Genomic DNA, 15,718 nt, shown 5'->3' with positions numbered 1-15,718 from the left:
ATCGGCAGCGTGTTTTCCCCTTATTACAAGAAAAGTGGCCGGGGCACGCCCTTGGATCACTGCGCGCTCAACGTCGCGCTCTATGGCCCCGGCGCGCGCTGGACAATGACCGAGCGCGGGCGCGGCGCGGTGCGGCGCAACGCCGATTGCCTGCAGATCGGCCCCAGTGCCATGCGCTGGACCGGCGACGCGCTGGAAATCGAGATCGAGGAAATGGACAAGCGCGTCGGCGTGCCCTGGCAGCGCCGCGTGGCCGGGCGTGTGCGCGTCATTCCCGAGGCGATGAACGCCAAGGCCTTTGCGCTCGACCCACAAGGGCGGCACCGCTGGCACTGCCTTGCCCCGCGCGCGCGGATCGAAGTGACGATGCAGCAGCCCGGGCTGGCCTGGCAGGGCAGCGCCTATCTCGATTCCAACTTCGGCAGTGAGGCACTGGAACAGGGTTTTCGCGTCTGGCACTGGTCACGCGCGCATGGCCGCCACGGCTCTTTCGTATTCTACGAAGGCATCCGCCGCGACGGCCGCCCCTTTGCCAGCGCCCTGCGCTTTGCCGCCGATGGCACCCCGCACGAAGAGGCCGAACTGCCACCCGTGGCGCCCCTGCCCAACACGCTATGGCAAATGGAACGCAAGACCCGCGCCGATCGCGGCCACGCCAGCGTGGTGCGCACCTGGGAAGACGCCCCGTTCTATTCCCGCTCCACCCTGCGCTCCACCCTGCTGGGCGAACCAGTCGTCTCGGTCCAGGAAAGCCTCGACATGGATCGCTTCTCCTCGCCGATCGTGCAATTCATGCTGCCCTATCGCATTCCACGGGTGGAATAGGCCAGGGTTACACATAGCTCTTCGTCACCCCGGACTTGATCCGGGGTCCAGCTGTTCTCTTCTGACGCAACGCGCGCACGTCTACGACGGGCAGTGCCGAACATAATTTGGTTCGCGCAGAGGCGCAGAGGCGCGGAGATTCAGATTTTCTCGGCGCCTCTGCGCCTCTGCGCGAAATCTTTGCTCAAACAGCCGGCGGCGCCCCATCATCGCTGGCATCCGCCCGCTCCTGCTCGGCCTTGCGCGCACGGTCATGGCGGATTTCGCGGTTGACTGACCACAGCTGCCACACGCCAAAACCGATGGCGATCGCGGCGGTAAAGACGATTTCCACCCAGCCGAAATGTTGGCTCCATCCACTCATCCCACGGTCTCCCGCTGTTGCCGGGCATGGGCGTGGATCAAGGCCGCGACCAGGTCGGGCCACTCCTCATGCGCCAGATGGCCCAGCCCAGGCAGTACCTCCAGCCGTGCATGGGGCAGCAGGGCGGCGGCCTTTTCCACCGAGGCCAGCGGCACGGCCACGTCGCCGCGCGCATGCACAAGCTGCACCGGCGCGGTAATCGCCGGCAAAGTGCGACTCAGGGTATCGAGATCCCAGCTGGCCATCATTTCCATCGCCCCGCCGCAATGGCCGGCATTGCCGAGCAGCGCGGCATAGCAGCGCAGGCCCTGGGCATCGAGGGCAGAGCCGGTGGCGCGGCGCAGAAAGCGTTCCGGCTCTCCCGGCAGGCGGGCAATCCCCGCCAGCATGCGTGGCACCAGCGGGTTGACAAACAGCATCCGCGCCAGCGAGGGAAACAGCTGCGCCGCCAGGCCCGGAAAGGGCATCAGCGCGGGGTTGAGGCCCACCACCGGCACGTCATCCCCCCGCCCGTGCACCAGTTGCAGGGCGATCGCCGCGCCGGCCGAATGCCCCACCACCACCGCCGGCACCTGGCCCAGCGCGCCCAGCAGATCATCCACCGCCCGCGCCATCGCCACCAGTGTCAGCCCGCCTTGCGGGCGCCCCTGGGTAAAGCCATGGCCGGGCAGATCGGGCGCCACCACGGTATAATCGCGCGCCAGCAGCGGCATCACATCGCGCCAGCTATGCGTGGCCGCGCCGGTGCCGTGCAGCAGCAGCGCCACTGGCCCCGCGCCATCGCCCATCTGCTGTACATGCCAGGTCAGCCCTGGCGTTTCGACAAAGCGGCTGGCGGCGCGATGCGGCCAGTTCCGGCCCTCCACCGCCCAGCGCGGCCCGCTGCTCATGCCCGCGCCCGGCGTAGCGCCGGCTCTGGCGCAGTCGCCTGGGCCACGGCGGCATGCAGCGCGCGGGCATCGGCGCAGGGCAAGGGCAGATAGCGCGCGCGCATCGCCTGGGCCAGGGCCGCTGCCTCCGGCCGGGGACGCGCGGCGATATCGATCACCACGGCATCGTGGCCGGCCACGGCAATAGCGCGGGCCGCGCGCTGCGCATCATCCTGCGCGCGGGCACGGCCGCGCGCACCATCGAGCGCGATATTGGCGCTGCCATCGGTCATGAACACCAGGATCGGCGTGCCACCGCGCGCGGCCACCGCCTCTGCCATCTGCCGCGCCAGGACCAGTCCATGCGCCAGCGGGCTGCCGCCGCCGCCGGGCAGAGCGGCCAGCGCGCGCTTGGCGCGGGTGAGCGAGCGGGTTGGCGGCAACAGCACCTCTGCCCCCTCGCCGCGAAACGCCACCACCGCCACTTCCGCGCGCTTGACATAGGCCTGCGCCAGGATCAGCTCGGCCGCGCCCTTGGCCTCGGCCAGGCGCGCCATTGCGGTAGAGCCAGAGGCATCGACGCAGAACACCGTCACGGTGGTGCGCCGCTCTTCAAACCGGCGCACGCGCAGATCGTCGCGGCGAAAGCGGATCGGCCCGGCGCCGTCGGGCGCGGGATCGCGCTGGCGCAGCGGTTGCCAGGGAATGGCCGCGCGCAGGCTGTCGATCAGGGCCAGGCGCGCCCCGCCACCGGGCAGGCCGGGCCGCGCACCCAGCGGCCGGCCGCGCCGCCCAGACCGCAAGCGCTGCCCGGTGCCGCCGCCACCGCCAGCCTTGGCCCGCCCTGCCTGCCCGGCGGCAATGCGATCGAGCACATCGCGCGGGATCGCCGCGCGCGCCGCGTCGATCACCAGGTCTTCGGGAATCTCCGACCCCTCGCCTTCCTGCTCGCCATCGCGCGTGTCCCGCTCCTGCTCGGGCGGTATATCGGGCGGGGCATCAGGGGGTGGCGCGCTGTCGGGCGGCACTTGCGTCGCGCGGGGCGAGAGCACCAACCGCGCCGCCAGCGCCACATCCTCGGCATCGACGATCGCGTGCCCCGCCAGTGCGGCATGGGCCTGGGCCACGGCTGCGGCCTGCAACAGCGGCCGCATCGAGGTGATGCCCAACGCAGTGGCGGCGGCGGCCAGCGCGGCGAGCGCGGCGTCACCGGGCGCAGACGCGAATGTCGGCATGGTATCTGCCACGGGCAAGGACGTTGCCAAGTCAGCCGGCCGCAGCCCATCCAGCGTGATGTCGAACGCAATGCGTTCCATCAGCGCGGCCGGCGGGCGCGCTTCGTCCGCTGTGCCATCATCGAGCAACACCAGGATCGGCCCGCCTGCATCATCCATTGCTTGGGCCACGCGGCCGGCAATGTCAGCACGCAGGCCCTGGGCCATCGGCACCACCAGCACCCCGCCGCGCGCCGCCGCCAGCAGGCCGCGCTGGTGCACCAGCGTGCCGCTGGCCAGGCTCGCGGCGATATCGGTGCCGCCGCACAGCCGCTCTTCGTCGATATGGCCGGGCAGGCGATGCCACGCCGTGCCGGGCGGCAGCAGCGCGGCCAGCGCCTGCATCACCAGATCGCCCGCCGGGCCGCCGCCGCGCAGGCACATTCCGCCAAGCGCCGTGGGGCTTTGGGCCAGCAGGCGCGCTGCCATGAGCGCATCTGCCAGCCCGCTGTTCATGATAAGTGTTCGGTCAGCGCGCGTTCGATCCGCGCGCTCGATCCGCTTTCGTCCAGCACATCGCGGCGCAGGCGATGGCGCAGCGCGAGCGGCGCCACCGCCACCAGATGCTCGCGCCGCACCAGCTTGGCGCCTTTGAGCGCGGCCAGCGCGCGGCTGGCGCGCATCAGCGTCAATTCCCCGCGCAGGCCATCAACGCCCAGTTCGCTGCACAACAGCGCCGCATCGGCCATCACCGCATCGGGCACCGTGATCCGCGCCAGCCGCCGCTGCCCGCGCGCGATCTGCTGCAAGACTTTGTCATCCTCTTGCGCCCACTGCGCCGCAAACGCCGCCGCATCGGCATCGTGGGCGGCGCAGCGACGCATGATCTCCACCCGCGTATCGATCGCGCGCGGCGTGCGCACTTCCACCGACAGGCCAAAGCGATCGAGCAGTTGCGGACGCAATTCGCCCTCTTCGGGATTGCCGCTGCCGATCAGGACAAAGCGCGCGGCATGGCGCACCGACAGCCCTTCGCGTTCCACCACGTTCTGGCCCGATGCCGCCACGTCGAGCAGCAGGTCGACGAGGTGATCCTCCAGCAGGTTGATTTCGTCGATATAAAGAAACCCGCGATGCGCGCGCGCCAGCAGGCCGGGTTCATAGACCCGCTCGCCCGTGCGCAGCGCGCGCTCCAGGTCGAGTGCGCCGAGCAGCCGGTCTTCGGTCGCGCCCAATGGCAGATCGACGAACGGCACCGCCTGGCGCACCGTCTTGCCGCCCGTGCACGGCCCGGGGCACTGGCCCGGCGTTTCGCAGCCAAAGCGGCAGCCCTCCACCACCATGATCGGCGGCAGCAGCCCGGCCAGAGCGCGCGCGGCGGTGGATTTACCCGTGCCGCGATCGCCAAACACCATGACCCCGCCGATCGCCGGATCGACCGCCGCAATCAGCAGCGCCAGCTTCATCTCGTCCTGGCCGACGATCGCAGAGAAAGGGAAGCGGGCCATATGTCCAACACTCTGGACATTAAAGAGTGTAAGAACAAGCAAAATCGCCATGCTTGCAACGCCCATCTGCGCGGGACGAGATTTGTGCCGAAACGGTGGGAATATCAGCGGCAAGACTGGCGACAATCGGCGCGGTGTGACAGTCTGCGCGGGCGACCGGGGGCACCGGCACCGCGCGCACCAACAGGAACCGAGATGATGCCGATCCGCTTTGCCGTTCCGCGCCGCCTGGCCATGGCTGGCGCCGCCGCCCTGCTTGCCGCCACGGCGTTTGCGCCAACCGCGCCGGCGCTGGCCAAAGACCCCGTGGTAGGCCAGCCCGCCCCGCCGTTTGACCTGCGCCTGATCGATGGCACCAAGCTGTCGCTGGCCGATCTCAAGGGCCAGGTCGTGGTCCTGAATTTCTGGGCCACCTGGTGCGGCCCGTGCAAGGCGGAACTGCCACTGCTCGATCAATATTATGCCCTGCAGCAAAAGCACGGGTTGCGCGTCTTTGCCGTGACGACCGAGGATTCGCTGCCCAACTACCAGCTGAAAAAGCTGTTTGCGGTCATGCACATTCCGGCGGTGCGCGCGCTCAAGGGGCCCTATGCCCCGCTCACCGGCGTGCCGACCAACTTCGTGATCGATCGCGCCGGCGTGGTTCGCTATGCCAAGGCCGGCGCCTTCGATCTCGATGATCTCAACACTGTGCTGGTCCCCTTGCTGCGCGAGGCGCCGCCCCAGGGTTAGGAGGCACAGGGCTAGGGAATCAGCACCGCCTTGACGCATTCGCCGCGATGCTGCGCAGCAACGGCCTCGTTGATCTGCGCCAGGGGATAGGTCTTGATCAGCCGATCGAACGGGAAATGCCCCGCGCGATACAGCGCGACGAGTTCGGGGATGAAGCCCTGCAGGTCGCTGTCCCCCTCGATAATCCCGATCACGCGATGGCCGAACGTGATCATGCCGGCAATGTTGATCGCCAGGGCATCTTCGGCGCGCGGCGGCACGCCGACCAGGCCCAGCGCGCCCCGGCTGGCCAGGCTCGCCAATGCTGTTTCCATCACCGCCACGCGGCCGCTGCTTTCCACGGCAAAATCCACGCCATCAGGCAGCAGCGCGCGGATCGCGGCGGCCACGTCGCCCTCGCCCGGGTCGATCACGTCGGTCGCGCCAAGCTCCACGCCCAGTGCGCGCCGCGCCGCCACCGGCTCTACCAGGATGATACGGCTGCACCCGCGATAGCGCGCAGCCATCACTGCGGCCAGGCCCACCGGCCCGCCGCCAAACACCGCTAGCGTGCTGCCCGCCGGGCAATCGAGCGAGCGCAGCACCGCGCCGGCCCCGGTCTGCAGGCCGCAGCCGAGCGGCCCCATGATCGCCAGGTCATCGCCCGCCGCCACTTTCACCACGTTACGCCGATCGGCAATGGCATGGCTGGCGAACGAGGATTGGCCAAAGAACACCGCCGTCACCGCGCTGCCATCGCGGCTGATCGGGCTGGTGCCATCGGGCCGCACCCCGGCATAGTTGCGCGGCACGAACTCGCGGCAATAGCTGGGCAGATGCTCGGCGCAGCGCGGGCAGTGACCGCAGCTGGAAAAGCCCAGCACCACCGTGTCGCCGGGCGCCAGGTCGGTCACCGCGCTGCCCACCGCCTCCACCACGCCGGCGCCTTCATGGCCCAGCACGGCCGGCAGCGGCAGCGGCACGAACTGATCGCGAAAGACCAGGTCGGTATGGCACAGCCCCACCCCGGCAATGCGCACCAGCACCTCGTTGGCCTGGGGCGCGCCCAGGTCCACCGTTTCCACGCTGAAATCGCTGTGCGGCGCCACGGCCAGGGCTGCGGTGATCTTCATCGGCATCGTCCTTTCGCGGCGCCTTACAGCGCCATGATCACGGATTTGGGTTCGAGATAGGCGTCCAGCACTTCGCTGCCGTTTTCGCGGCCGATGCCCGATGCCTTCATCCCGCCAAAGGGAAAGGCGGGATCGGCCACCAGGATGCAGTTGGCAAAGACCGTGCCGGCATCCAGCCGCGCCGCGGCATGGTGCGCGGTGGCATGGTCGCGCGTCCACACATGCGCGGCCAGGCCATAGGCGCTGTCGTTGGACAGCGCGATCGCCTCGTCCAGGTCGTCGAACGCGGTCACTGCCAAGACCGGGCCAAACACCTCTTCGCGCGCCACCTCGGCATCGGGTGGCACATCGCGCAGCACTGTCGGCGCCAGGAAATGCCCGGTTTCCGGCAGTGTCACGCGGCGTTCCACCGCGGCAATGCCGGCGTCCCGTGCGCGCGCGACAAAGCCGGCCACACGCGCCTGCTGCCGCGCGCTCACCAGCGGGCCAAGCTGGCTCTCGCGATCGGCGCTCGGCCCCAGGCGCAGCGCGGCGCCCACATCGGCCAGGCCATCGAGCACCTGGTCATAGATCGAGCGGTGCACATAGGCGCGCGACCCGGCATAGCAGATCTGCCCGCTGTTGAAGAAACAGCCCATCGCCACCTGCGGGATCGCCTTGGCCAGATCAGCGTCGGCGCAGACGATGGAAGGAGACTTGCCGCCCAGTTCCAGCGTCACGCGCTTGAAATCGGGCACGCTCGCCGCCAGGATCGCCCCGCCCGTGGCGGTGGAGCCGGTGAACGCCACCTTGGCCACGCCGGGATGGCGCGACAGCGCCGCACCCGTGGCGCCATCGCCGGTCAGCACCGTAAACACGCCAGGGGGAAAGCCCACCGCGCGGGCCAGTTCGGCCAGGCGCAGCGCCGACAGCGGGGTTTCCGCCGCCGGCTTGAGGATCAGCGTGCAGCCGGCCGCCAGCGCCGGGGCAACCTTCCACATCGCCAGAACCAGCGGGAAATTCCACGGCGTGATCGCTGCGACCACGCCCACCGGCTCGCGCCGGGTATAGACGTGATAATCCCCAGGCGTGGCGCTCAGCGTTCCCGCCCGCCCGGCAAGCTTGGATGGCCAGCCGGCATAGCAGCGCAGCCAGGCAATGGCCGAAGGAATATCGACGGTTTCGGCCATGGTCAGCGGCTTGCCGGTATCGAGTGCTTCCAGCGCCGCCAGGCGCGGCAGGTCTGCCTCCATCGCATCGGCCAGGCGGTGCAGCAGCCGCTCGCGCGCCAGCGGGGCCAGGTCGCGCCAGGCCGGCGCCACCAGCGCGGCGCGCGCCGCTGCCACGGCGGCATCAACCGCCGCATCGCCGGCCAATGGCGCTTGCGCCACAGTGGCGCCGGTGCTCGGGTCTTCCACATCGACCGCGCCGGTCGCGGGTAGGATATCGTCTCCCACCCGCAGGCGCAGGTCCGGCAGGGCAAGATCGGCAAAGCCGGGCTGCATCGTCATGAGGCGTTCAATTCCTGGTGCGTTTGCGGAAATCGCTCGGCGCCTCGCCGGTGAACTGGCGAAAGGCGCGGGTGAAATGGCTCTGGCTGGTAAAGCCCAGGCTTTCGGAAATGGCGGCGATGGAAAGATCGCTCTGGTGCAGCATCTGCTGCGCCTTATCCAGGCGGGTCTTCATCACATACTGGTGCGGCGAAAGGCCGGTGGCCTTGCGGAATACGCGGCAGAAATGCGATGGCGTCAGGCCTGCCACGGCCGACATTTCTTCCAGCGAATGCTGCGCCTCGGGTTTTTGCAGGATCGCGTTCATCACATGGTGGATGCGATAGGACGAGAACGAGGAAATCGGGATATCCTGCGCCGTCACCGAATTGGCCCCGCGCAGGATATGCGCTTTCAGCGCATTGACCAGCGCGCCGATATAGACCTCGCGCTCGGCACTTTGCGGGGCATAGAGTTCGGACAGCACCTGCCGCGTCAACGCCGCGCCGAGCGGATCGGAAAAGGCAAAGCGCATGGTGCGGAACTGGTCGGCCGCCGGCGCCCGCTGCAACTGCTGCGACGACACGCTCAGCGTCACCACGTCGAGTTCGCCATCCACCAGCCAGCCGGTCTGCTGGCCCGAGGGCACGATCGTGGCGCAGCCGGGCATCGAGGCATGCTCGCTCCACCCACCGTTGAGCCAGGTGCGGTTGTGCTGCTGCCCGGCGATATGCATGGTATAGAGCGGCTCGGGCAGCGCGGGCACGGTGTAGGAGCCGACGAACTGGCGCCAGCGGCACAGCTGCCAGCCATCCTCGCGCGAGCCCAGCTGCATGTCGGGCCCACGCCCCAGCGCATCGGAAATGATCGCCTCGTTGGTGCCCGCCGGATTGAAACGCGGCAATTCCTGCATCCCATCTCTCCCGCCTTGCGGTGCCGCCTGCTTCATCCTGCCACCAGCTTCACGTCCAGGTTCTTGAGCCCGTTGATGAAGTTGGAACGGAACCGCCGCGGGGCCGAAACCAGTTCGAACCCTTTGACCCGCTCCGCCAGCAGGCGAAACGCCACCCGCAATTGCATCTCGGCCAGCCGCGAACCGATGCACACGTGCTGGCCGCTGCCGAATGCCAGATGCTGGATATTTCCCCGCGTGATGTCAAAGGTGTCGGGATCGGCAAACACAGTTTCGTCGCGGTTGGCGGCGGTGTACCACAGCACCACCTTGTCACCCTTGGCGATGGCCTGGCCGCCCAGCACGGTATCGGCGGTGGCGGTGCGGCGCATGTGCATCACCGGGCTGGCGTGGCGCACCATCTCGCGCACCGCCGTGGCCAGGATCGCGGGATCATCGCGCACCAGCTGCCACTGCGCGGGATGGGCGGCAAAGTTCACCACCGTGTGGCTCAACGAATTGCGCGTCGTCTCGTTGGCGCCGACCAGCGCCAGGATCATGTTGCCCACGAAATCGCGAAACTGCACCGGCTGCCCGTTAATCTCGGCATTGGCGAGCAGTGTCGCCAGGTCTGCCCCAGGCTGGTGGCGGCGCGTGTCGAACAGGGCCTGCATCAGGGCAAAAAAGCTGCCGAGCACTTGCGCCATCTGCTCCGGGCTCTGGCGGAACTCGGGGTCATCCTCGCCGACAAAGGCGTTGGTCCAGTCATAAAGATCATGCCAGCCGATCTCGGGCGGCAGATCGAACAGCTCGCACAGCGTCATCAGCGGCAGGGGCGCCGACAGGGCCTGGACCAGGTCCACCGGCTCACCCAGCGGTATGGCGTCGAGCAGGGCGCGGCAGCGCTCGGTAATGCGCTCCTCGATCCCGGACAAGCGGCCCGGCGCCACCGCCGGCATCATGAACTTGCGATACTGCGTGTGCACCGGCGGATCGATCGAGATGAACGGAACGCCAATCGCGCTCTCCCCGGCCCCGGTCAATCCCACCTCGTTCTCGTTGAAGATGCGGTGGCCGCCGTTGGCATAGGCCGAGGAATAGAGCAGCGGCTGGCGCGATACCTCGACGATATCGGCATAGCGCAACACCGCCCAGAACCCCGGCCCGTCCGCTTCCGCATTCCAATAGACCGGCTCATCCGCGCGCACCTGGGCAAACAGGTCGTGCGGCACCCCGGCTACATAGAGATCGGGGTTCTTGAAATCGGGCCGGGTGCTGGTCGCTGTGGTCATGGCCGGGGTATCCTGCATCAGAACGTGACCCTGGCGCTGGCGCCGAACGTGCGCGGGGCCGATTGCACCAGGAAGTTGTAGGGGAAGCCCGCGCCGCGCAGATCGAGCCCATAGGCATAGGTGCGCGCGTTGAAGGCGTTCTTGATCCATGCCCGCAGTTGCAGGTTGGCGTGCTGCCAGGTGATCTGGCCGTTCACCTTGGCATTGGCGTCCTGCTGCAATTCGGCGTTGTTCTGCGCCGTGCCGGCAGCATTGGTCAGGTTGAACGGCGTGAAATACTGGTGCCCGGCATAGGCCACGTTGGGCGACAGCGTCACGCGATCGGGCCCATTGTCGAGCAGCACGATATCGGCGCCCAGTTGCGCGGTTACGTGCGGGGCAAACGGCAGGTCGTTGCCGGCGAGGTTAGTGCCCTGGAGCGTCAGTTCCTTGTACGTGGCATGCAGCAGGCCCACCGACCCGTTGATCGAAAAGCGCGTGCTGGGCGTCCAGGTAAACTCGCCTTCCGCGCCATAGATTTCCGACTTGGGCGCATTGACCAGGATCGAAACCGGGCCGGGGCGCGTGTCCTGCAACTGCTGGTTGGAATAGTCGTAATAGAATGCCGCGGTCGAGAACGACAGCGTACGGTCAAACAGCCGGCCCTTGAGCCCCACTTCATAGGCGTTGACGGTCTCGGGCTTGACGAAGTTGATCCCCGCCGAAGAGGTGTAGGAACCGCCGTTGAACGCGCCGGAGCGATAGCCGCGGTTATAGCTGACATAGCCGAGCAGCCCGCTGTCCCACTTGTAGCTGAGCGCGGCGCGGCCGGTGAAGGCGTTGTTGTTGCCATCAAGGTTGTAGCGCGCGTTGGGATCATAGGCGCAGGTGCCCGGCCCGGTTGCGCATGGCACAGTCGTGGCCAGCGGCGTTTCGCCCGCGCCGAACCCGCCGGCAAAGAGATAGGCATAGCCATCGCGATAGCGCGCCTTGTCCGAAGTATAGCGCCCGCCGAGCGTCAGCGTGAGGTTGCGCGTCAGGCTGTAATCGCCCTGGGTGAACCCGGCGATGGAAAAGCGGCTCTGGCGGAAGTGCTGGAAAAAGCCGCCGTTCACCCCCGGCGCCAGCGCGCTGCCGATGTTGAAATCGTTGTCGGTGATCGTGCGGTCCCAGCCATAGAACACGCCCGCCACCAGCTTGAGCTTGTCAGACGAATAGTTGATCCGCGCCTCTTCGGCGAACTGGCGGAAATTGGATTTCCAGTTGATGAAGAGAATATCGGCCGGCGCGCCATCTGCATTCTGCCCCATGTCCAGGCTGCCACCATCGTATGACGTGATCGAGGTAAGCGTGACGGCGGGCGACAGTTCATAGGAAACGTTGGCGGCCACGCCCCAGGCGCGGGTGCGGAAATCGCCCAGGTTCTTTTCGTTCACCTCGAAGAAGCCCAGCCCGGTGCGGGCCGATTGCAGGCCGATCGTGCCTGCCCCAGTGGGATTGTCGCGCCCGGCATAGGCACGGATCTTGATGTCGAGGCCCGAACCGGTCGGCTTGATGCGCAGGGCCACGCGGCCCTGCAGGGTATCCTGGCTCATCGCATCGCGGCCGCCGGGATAGACATTGTGGATCTGCCCGTCACCCTTCACATAGTTGACCGCCGCGCGCAGGCCCACCTGGTCATCGGCCAGGGTGGTTTCGGCCGCACCCTGCGCCGTAAAGGTGTTGAAGTTGCCATAGCCCACTTCGGCATAGCCATTGCTGCCCGAAAGCGAGGGCGCGCGGGTGATGAAGTTGATCGCCCCGCCGGTGGTGTTGCGGCCAAACAGCGTGCCCTGCGGCCCGCGCAGCACTTCCACGCGATCGAGATCGAACAGGCCCATGCCATGGCTGGCGCGCGCGGCGAGATAGACGTCGTCCATATAGACGCCAACGGGAGAAACCTGGTTGGAATTGTATTCGTTGGCCACCGAAATGCCGCGCATCGAGAAATTGGGCTGCGCCGCGCCGAAATTGGTGCTGACCTGTAGATTGGGCACCGCCTGGGCCAGGTTGGCCGAATTGGTCACGCCCTTGGCCACCAGGCCCTGCGCCGAAACCGCCGAAATCGCCAGCGGCACGTCCATCACCGATTGCGCGCGGCGCTGCGCCGTCACCACGATTTCGCCAACGGCCGGCGCCGGCGTGGGTGCAGCATCCTGCGCGGCGGGGGCATCCTGGGCCAGCGCGACGCGCGGCGCGGCGGTGGCGGCGGCCAGCGCGGCAAGGCTGGCCAAGACGTGAAACTGCGCGCGGGCAGATGCCTTCATGATTCCTCTCCTCCCGTCCTGCTTGGGCCGGGTCATTCTTGTTGTTGGCGTGAAGACAGCGGCACCATGCCAGTGCCGGGGCCGCCGTCCTCATTTGCCTGTTCTAGCCGCGCGGCGCGGCACTGGCTTTAGTCGTGGTTGTCGCCGATTTGTGCATTTCCTGCTCTGCGCTTGCCTGATCGCGCGTGGAGCGGCTTGTCGGTGGCAACCGCCAGGGCAGCGACCCCGGCACCCGTCATGGAAGAGGAATCACCGGTGTTTCACCCCCGCGCCCACGCCCAGACCAGCCCCGACAAGGCCGCCTGCATCTTTGCCGATGCCACGGCCGGCCAGCCGCCCGTGCTGACCTATGCTGCACTCGAGGCTGCAGCAAACCAGGGCGCGCAGGCGCTGCGCCGGCTGGGCCTGGCGCGCGGAGACGTGATCGCGGTCATGCTGCACAACACGGCCGAGGTGTTCACCATTGGCTGGGCGGCAGAGCGCAGCGGGCTTTATCTTACCAGCATCTCCACCCGGCTCAGCCCGGCAGACGCAGCCTATATCGTGGCCGACAGCGGCGCCAAGCTGCTGGTCGTGGCCGATGCCTTGGCCCCGCTGGCAGCGCAGGTGGCGCGGTTGCTCGCCGCGCAGGGCACGGCGGTTACCGTGCTGCTGACCGGCGCGGGCGGCAATGGCCTGCCCGGCTGGGCGCCACTGGCCGCGGCCATGCCCGATGCCCCGGTGGGTGATGAAAGCCCGGGCACCGACATGCTCTATTCCTCGGGCACCACGGGGCGGCCCAAGGGGGTCAAGCCGGCCTTGCCCGATGGCGCGCTGGGCGATCCCACGCCGCTGGTGAACATGGGGCAGGCGCTTTATGGCATGGCGGCCGACACCGTCTATCTCTCCACCTCGCCGCTCTATCATGCCGCGCCGCTGCGCTGGGCGATGACGATCCACCGCCTGGGCGGCACCGTGGTGGTGATGGACAAGTTCGATGCCCTGGCCGCGCTCGCCCTGGTGGAGCGCTGGCGCGTGACCCATGGCACCTGGGTACCCACGCATTTCGTGCGCCTGCTCAAGCTCGATCCGGCGCAGCGCGCGCAGCCCGATCTGTCATCGCTGCGCGCGGCGATCCATGCCGGGGCGCCCTGCCCGGTGGCAGTCAAGCAGGCGATGATCGATTGGTGGGGGCCAATCGTGCACGAATACTATTCGGGCACCGAAACCTGCGGGATCACCGCGCTCAGCGCCGCCGAATGGCTCAGCCATCCCGGATCAGTGGGCCGCGCCGTGCTGGGCGAAGTGCATATCCTTGACGATGATGGCCACGAACTGCCCATCGGCACGCCGGGCAATGTCTATTTCGCCAATGGCCCGGCCTTTGCCTATCACAACGATCCGGCCAAGACCGCCGCCGCGCTTTCGCCCCAGGGCTGGGCGACGCTGGGCGATATCGGCTATCTCGATGCCGATGGGTTCCTCTATCTGACCGATCGCAAGCATTTCATGATCATCTCGGGCGGGGTCAACATCTATCCGCAAGAGATCGAAAACCTGCTGATCGGCCATGATGCCGTGGCCGACGTCGCCGTGGTCGGCGCACCCGACGCCGATCTGGGCGAAGTGGCCGTCGCCGTGATCCAGCCGGCGCCAGGCGTGGTGGCCGACGATGCCCTGGCCGCCAGCATCACCGCCTTTGCCCGTGCCGGCCTGGGCGCGATCAAGACGCCCAAGCGCATCCTGTTTCGCGACACTCTCCCGCGCGAACCCACCGGCAAGCTGATGAAAGCCAGCCTGATCGCCGAATTGCGCGCCGCCGCGCCGCCAAACCCGCGTTAGGCGTGGTCACCGGCCGTGGCGCGTGCCTGTTCGGCGAGGATATTGCGCGTCGCGGCCCAGTAATGCCACGCGGCCCAAAGGCCGGTGGGGGCCAGGATCAGCAGCGCAATGCGCAGTGATGCGGCATCGGCGCCATGGCCACCGGCCATATGGTCGCTGACCAGGCCGACGAACTGCGGCGCGATCACCAGGTTGGCGATATTGGCCATGAGCAGCGTGAGCGCACAGGCCGTGGCGCGCATCTGCGCCGGCACCACGTTCTGCAACAGGCCAAACGAAGGGCCGATGTAGAAATACATCGCCGGCACGAACAGCCACAGACACAGCTTGGCCACGCCCAGGTCATGCGTCCAGAAGATGAAGAACGATGGCACGGTGATCACCGCCACCACCACTGCCATCAGGATCAGCACGCGGCGCGGATCGGCCATGGCCTTGCTGGCCATCAGCACGGCCGTGGCCACGGTTGCCAGGCTGCCGGCGATCAGGTGCATCGGCCCCAGGATTTCTCCCGCCTGGCCCGCCGTCAGGCCATAGGCGCGCTGGAGATAGGTGGGCGTCCACCACATCAGGCCCCAGCCCCACAGCGCCGTCACCGCGCCGCCCATCATCAGGTGCATGGTGGCGCGCTGGCGCAGCAGGAACGCCAGCGCGCGCCACAAGGGCAGGCGCGGCGCGGCAGGTGCGGCATCGGCTGCACGCGGCGCATCCATCGCCCCGCGGCGCGGCTCGCGCACGGTCAGGAAAATCAGCGCCGCCAGCACCACGCCGGGCACGCCCAGCGCCAGGAACGCATGGCGCCAGCCATAGAGATCGGCGACACGCCCGGCCACGTCCGCGCCGATCCACGCCCCCAGGCACGAACCCAGGGCATAGACGGTCAGCGCCGCCGGTCGCTGCGCGGGCCGGAAATAGTCTGCCAGCATCGAGGTGGATGGCGGGGTGCCACCGCTTTCGCCAATGCCCACGCCAATGCGCGCCAGCAGCATCTGCCCGAACGTGGCCGACAGCCCGGTCAGGATGGTCAGGCCAGACCACAGCAGCAGCGCGCCGGAAATGATGTTGCGCCGGTTGAAGCGGTCGGCCAGCGCCGACACCGGAATGCCGATCGTCACATAGAACAGCGCTAGCGCCACGCCGGTGAGCAGGGCCACGCCCGAATCGGTCAGCTTGAGATCGAGCCGGATCGATTCCATCACCGTGGTAATGACATAGCGATCGGCAATGTTCATCGCATAGACCAGCGACAGCAGCACCAGCACATACCATTGCCGGGCCGATGCCACAGGCGCAGGCCCGCGCGCGCCGATCACGGGCGGAACCGGGGCCAGCATT

General features: G+C 67.9%; 13 protein-coding genes. 3 read left to right on the top strand and 10 right to left on the bottom strand.

What is annotated here, in order from left to right; all coding sequences use genetic code 11:
* Positions 1-51: 51 nt before the first annotated feature.
* Positions 52-825, top strand: coding sequence for a hydroxyneurosporene dehydrogenase (locus tag IP65_RS08970; protein ID WP_022677067.1), 774 nt, complete (start codon positions 52-54; stop codon positions 823-825).
* Between the two features lie 184 nt (positions 826-1,009).
* Here the strand turns inward: IP65_RS08970 and IP65_RS08965 are convergent, their stop codons facing one another.
* Genes IP65_RS08965 through bchI form a run of 4 tightly spaced genes read right to left on the bottom strand, consistent with a single transcriptional unit; the run spans position 1,010 to position 4,780 of the window.
* Entirely contained in the window at positions 1,010-1,189 is a 180-nt protein-coding gene (locus tag IP65_RS08965; RefSeq protein WP_022677068.1) for a hypothetical protein, read from the bottom strand.
* Entirely contained in the window at positions 1,186-2,079 is an 894-nt protein-coding gene (gene bchO, locus IP65_RS08960; protein WP_054131481.1) for an alpha/beta fold hydrolase BchO, read from the bottom strand. Before bchO ends, IP65_RS08965 begins: the two co-directional genes overlap by 4 nt.
* Positions 2,076-3,788: a magnesium chelatase subunit D gene (locus tag IP65_RS08955; protein ID WP_054131480.1), complete on the bottom strand. Its 1,713-nt coding sequence runs from the start codon at positions 3,786-3,788 to the stop codon at positions 2,076-2,078. The genes bchO and IP65_RS08955 overlap by 4 nt, the downstream gene beginning before the upstream one ends.
* Positions 3,785-4,780, bottom strand: coding sequence for a magnesium chelatase ATPase subunit I (bchI, locus tag IP65_RS08950; protein ID WP_054131479.1), 996 nt, complete (start codon positions 4,778-4,780; stop codon positions 3,785-3,787). Before bchI ends, IP65_RS08955 begins: the two co-directional genes overlap by 4 nt.
* Positions 4,781-4,975: 195 nt before the next feature.
* Between bchI and IP65_RS08945 the strand changes: the two genes are divergently transcribed.
* Positions 4,976-5,512 (top strand): TlpA disulfide reductase family protein, encoded by a 537-nt coding sequence (locus tag IP65_RS08945; protein WP_231627619.1) that lies wholly within the window; start codon positions 4,976-4,978, stop codon positions 5,510-5,512.
* An 11-nt stretch (positions 5,513-5,523) separates the two neighbouring features.
* Here the strand turns inward: IP65_RS08945 and IP65_RS08940 are convergent, their stop codons facing one another.
* Genes IP65_RS08940 through IP65_RS08920 form a run of 5 tightly spaced genes read right to left on the bottom strand, consistent with a single transcriptional unit; the run spans position 5,524 to position 12,562 of the window.
* The gene (locus IP65_RS08940; RefSeq protein ID WP_054131478.1) at positions 5,524-6,624 is read right to left on the bottom strand and encodes an NAD(P)-dependent alcohol dehydrogenase; all 1,101 of its coding nucleotides are present in this window, start codon (positions 6,622-6,624) and stop codon (positions 5,524-5,526) included.
* Positions 6,625-6,647: 23 nt separating this feature from the next.
* Positions 6,648-8,114 (bottom strand): aldehyde dehydrogenase, encoded by a 1,467-nt coding sequence (locus tag IP65_RS08935; protein WP_054131477.1) that lies wholly within the window; start codon positions 8,112-8,114, stop codon positions 6,648-6,650.
* Between the two features lie 7 nt (positions 8,115-8,121).
* Positions 8,122-9,006, bottom strand: coding sequence for a helix-turn-helix domain-containing protein (locus IP65_RS08930; protein ID WP_022676838.1), 885 nt, complete (start codon positions 9,004-9,006; stop codon positions 8,122-8,124).
* 32 nt (positions 9,007-9,038) lie between these two features.
* Positions 9,039-10,277 (bottom strand): cytochrome P450, encoded by a 1,239-nt coding sequence (locus IP65_RS08925; protein WP_054131569.1) that lies wholly within the window; start codon positions 10,275-10,277, stop codon positions 9,039-9,041.
* Between the two features lie 17 nt (positions 10,278-10,294).
* A complete protein-coding gene (locus IP65_RS08920; RefSeq protein WP_054131476.1) occupies positions 10,295-12,562 on the bottom strand; it encodes a TonB-dependent receptor in 2,268 nt (755 codons plus the stop codon).
* 237 nt (positions 12,563-12,799) lie between these two features.
* On the opposite strand from IP65_RS08920, the gene IP65_RS08915 reads away from it, so the two are divergent.
* On the top strand, positions 12,800-14,383 hold the full coding sequence (locus IP65_RS08915) for an acyl-CoA synthetase (RefSeq protein WP_054131475.1): 1,584 nt from the start codon (positions 12,800-12,802) through the stop codon (positions 14,381-14,383).
* Here IP65_RS08915 and IP65_RS08910 read toward each other — a convergent pair.
* Entirely contained in the window at positions 14,380-15,717 is a 1,338-nt protein-coding gene (locus IP65_RS08910) for an MFS transporter (protein WP_022676842.1), read from the bottom strand. The two genes, IP65_RS08915 and IP65_RS08910, sit on opposite strands and share 4 nt — an antisense overlap.
* Position 15,718 lies beyond the last annotated feature (1 nt).

It is taken from the genome of Novosphingobium sp. AAP1, assembly GCF_001295765.1.
In the GTDB taxonomy this organism is placed as follows: domain Bacteria; phylum Pseudomonadota; class Alphaproteobacteria; order Sphingomonadales; family Sphingomonadaceae; genus Novosphingobium; species Novosphingobium capsulatum.
The sequence above is the reverse complement of the archived record's forward strand: the minus strand, read 5'-3'. Positions and strand labels throughout refer to the sequence as shown.

What these genes read in the sequence shown, in the direction of transcription:
- IP65_RS08940 (WP_054131478.1), bottom strand. Translation starts at nt 6,624, where the DNA reads ATGAAGATCACCGCAGCCCTGGCCGTGGCGCCGCACAGCGATTTCAGC.
- IP65_RS08925 (WP_054131569.1), bottom strand. Translation starts at nt 10,277, where the DNA reads ATGACCACAGCGACCAGCACCCGGCCCGATTTCAAGAACCCCGATCTC.
- IP65_RS08915 (WP_054131475.1), top strand. Translation starts at nt 12,800, where the DNA reads ATGGAAGAGGAATCACCGGTGTTTCACCCCCGCGCCCACGCCCAGACC.
- IP65_RS08935 (WP_054131477.1), bottom strand. Translation starts at nt 8,114, where the DNA reads ATGACGATGCAGCCCGGCTTTGCCGATCTTGCCCTGCCGGACCTGCGC.
- IP65_RS08930 (WP_022676838.1), bottom strand. Translation starts at nt 9,006, where the DNA reads ATGCAGGAATTGCCGCGTTTCAATCCGGCGGGCACCAACGAGGCGATC.
- IP65_RS08965 (WP_022677068.1), bottom strand. Translation starts at nt 1,189, where the DNA reads ATGAGTGGATGGAGCCAACATTTCGGCTGGGTGGAAATCGTCTTTACC.
- IP65_RS08945 (WP_231627619.1), top strand. Translation starts at nt 4,976, where the DNA reads ATGATGCCGATCCGCTTTGCCGTTCCGCGCCGCCTGGCCATGGCTGGC.
- IP65_RS08955 (WP_054131480.1), bottom strand. Translation starts at nt 3,788, where the DNA reads ATGAACAGCGGGCTGGCAGATGCGCTCATGGCAGCGCGCCTGCTGGCC.
- IP65_RS08920 (WP_054131476.1), bottom strand. Translation starts at nt 12,562, where the DNA reads ATGAAGGCATCTGCCCGCGCGCAGTTTCACGTCTTGGCCAGCCTTGCC.
- IP65_RS08910 (WP_022676842.1), bottom strand. Translation starts at nt 15,717, where the DNA reads ATGCTGGCCCCGGTTCCGCCCGTGATCGGCGCGCGCGGGCCTGCGCCT.
- bchI (WP_054131479.1), bottom strand. Translation starts at nt 4,780, where the DNA reads ATGGCCCGCTTCCCTTTCTCTGCGATCGTCGGCCAGGACGAGATGAAG.
- bchO (WP_054131481.1), bottom strand. Translation starts at nt 2,079, where the DNA reads ATGAGCAGCGGGCCGCGCTGGGCGGTGGAGGGCCGGAACTGGCCGCAT.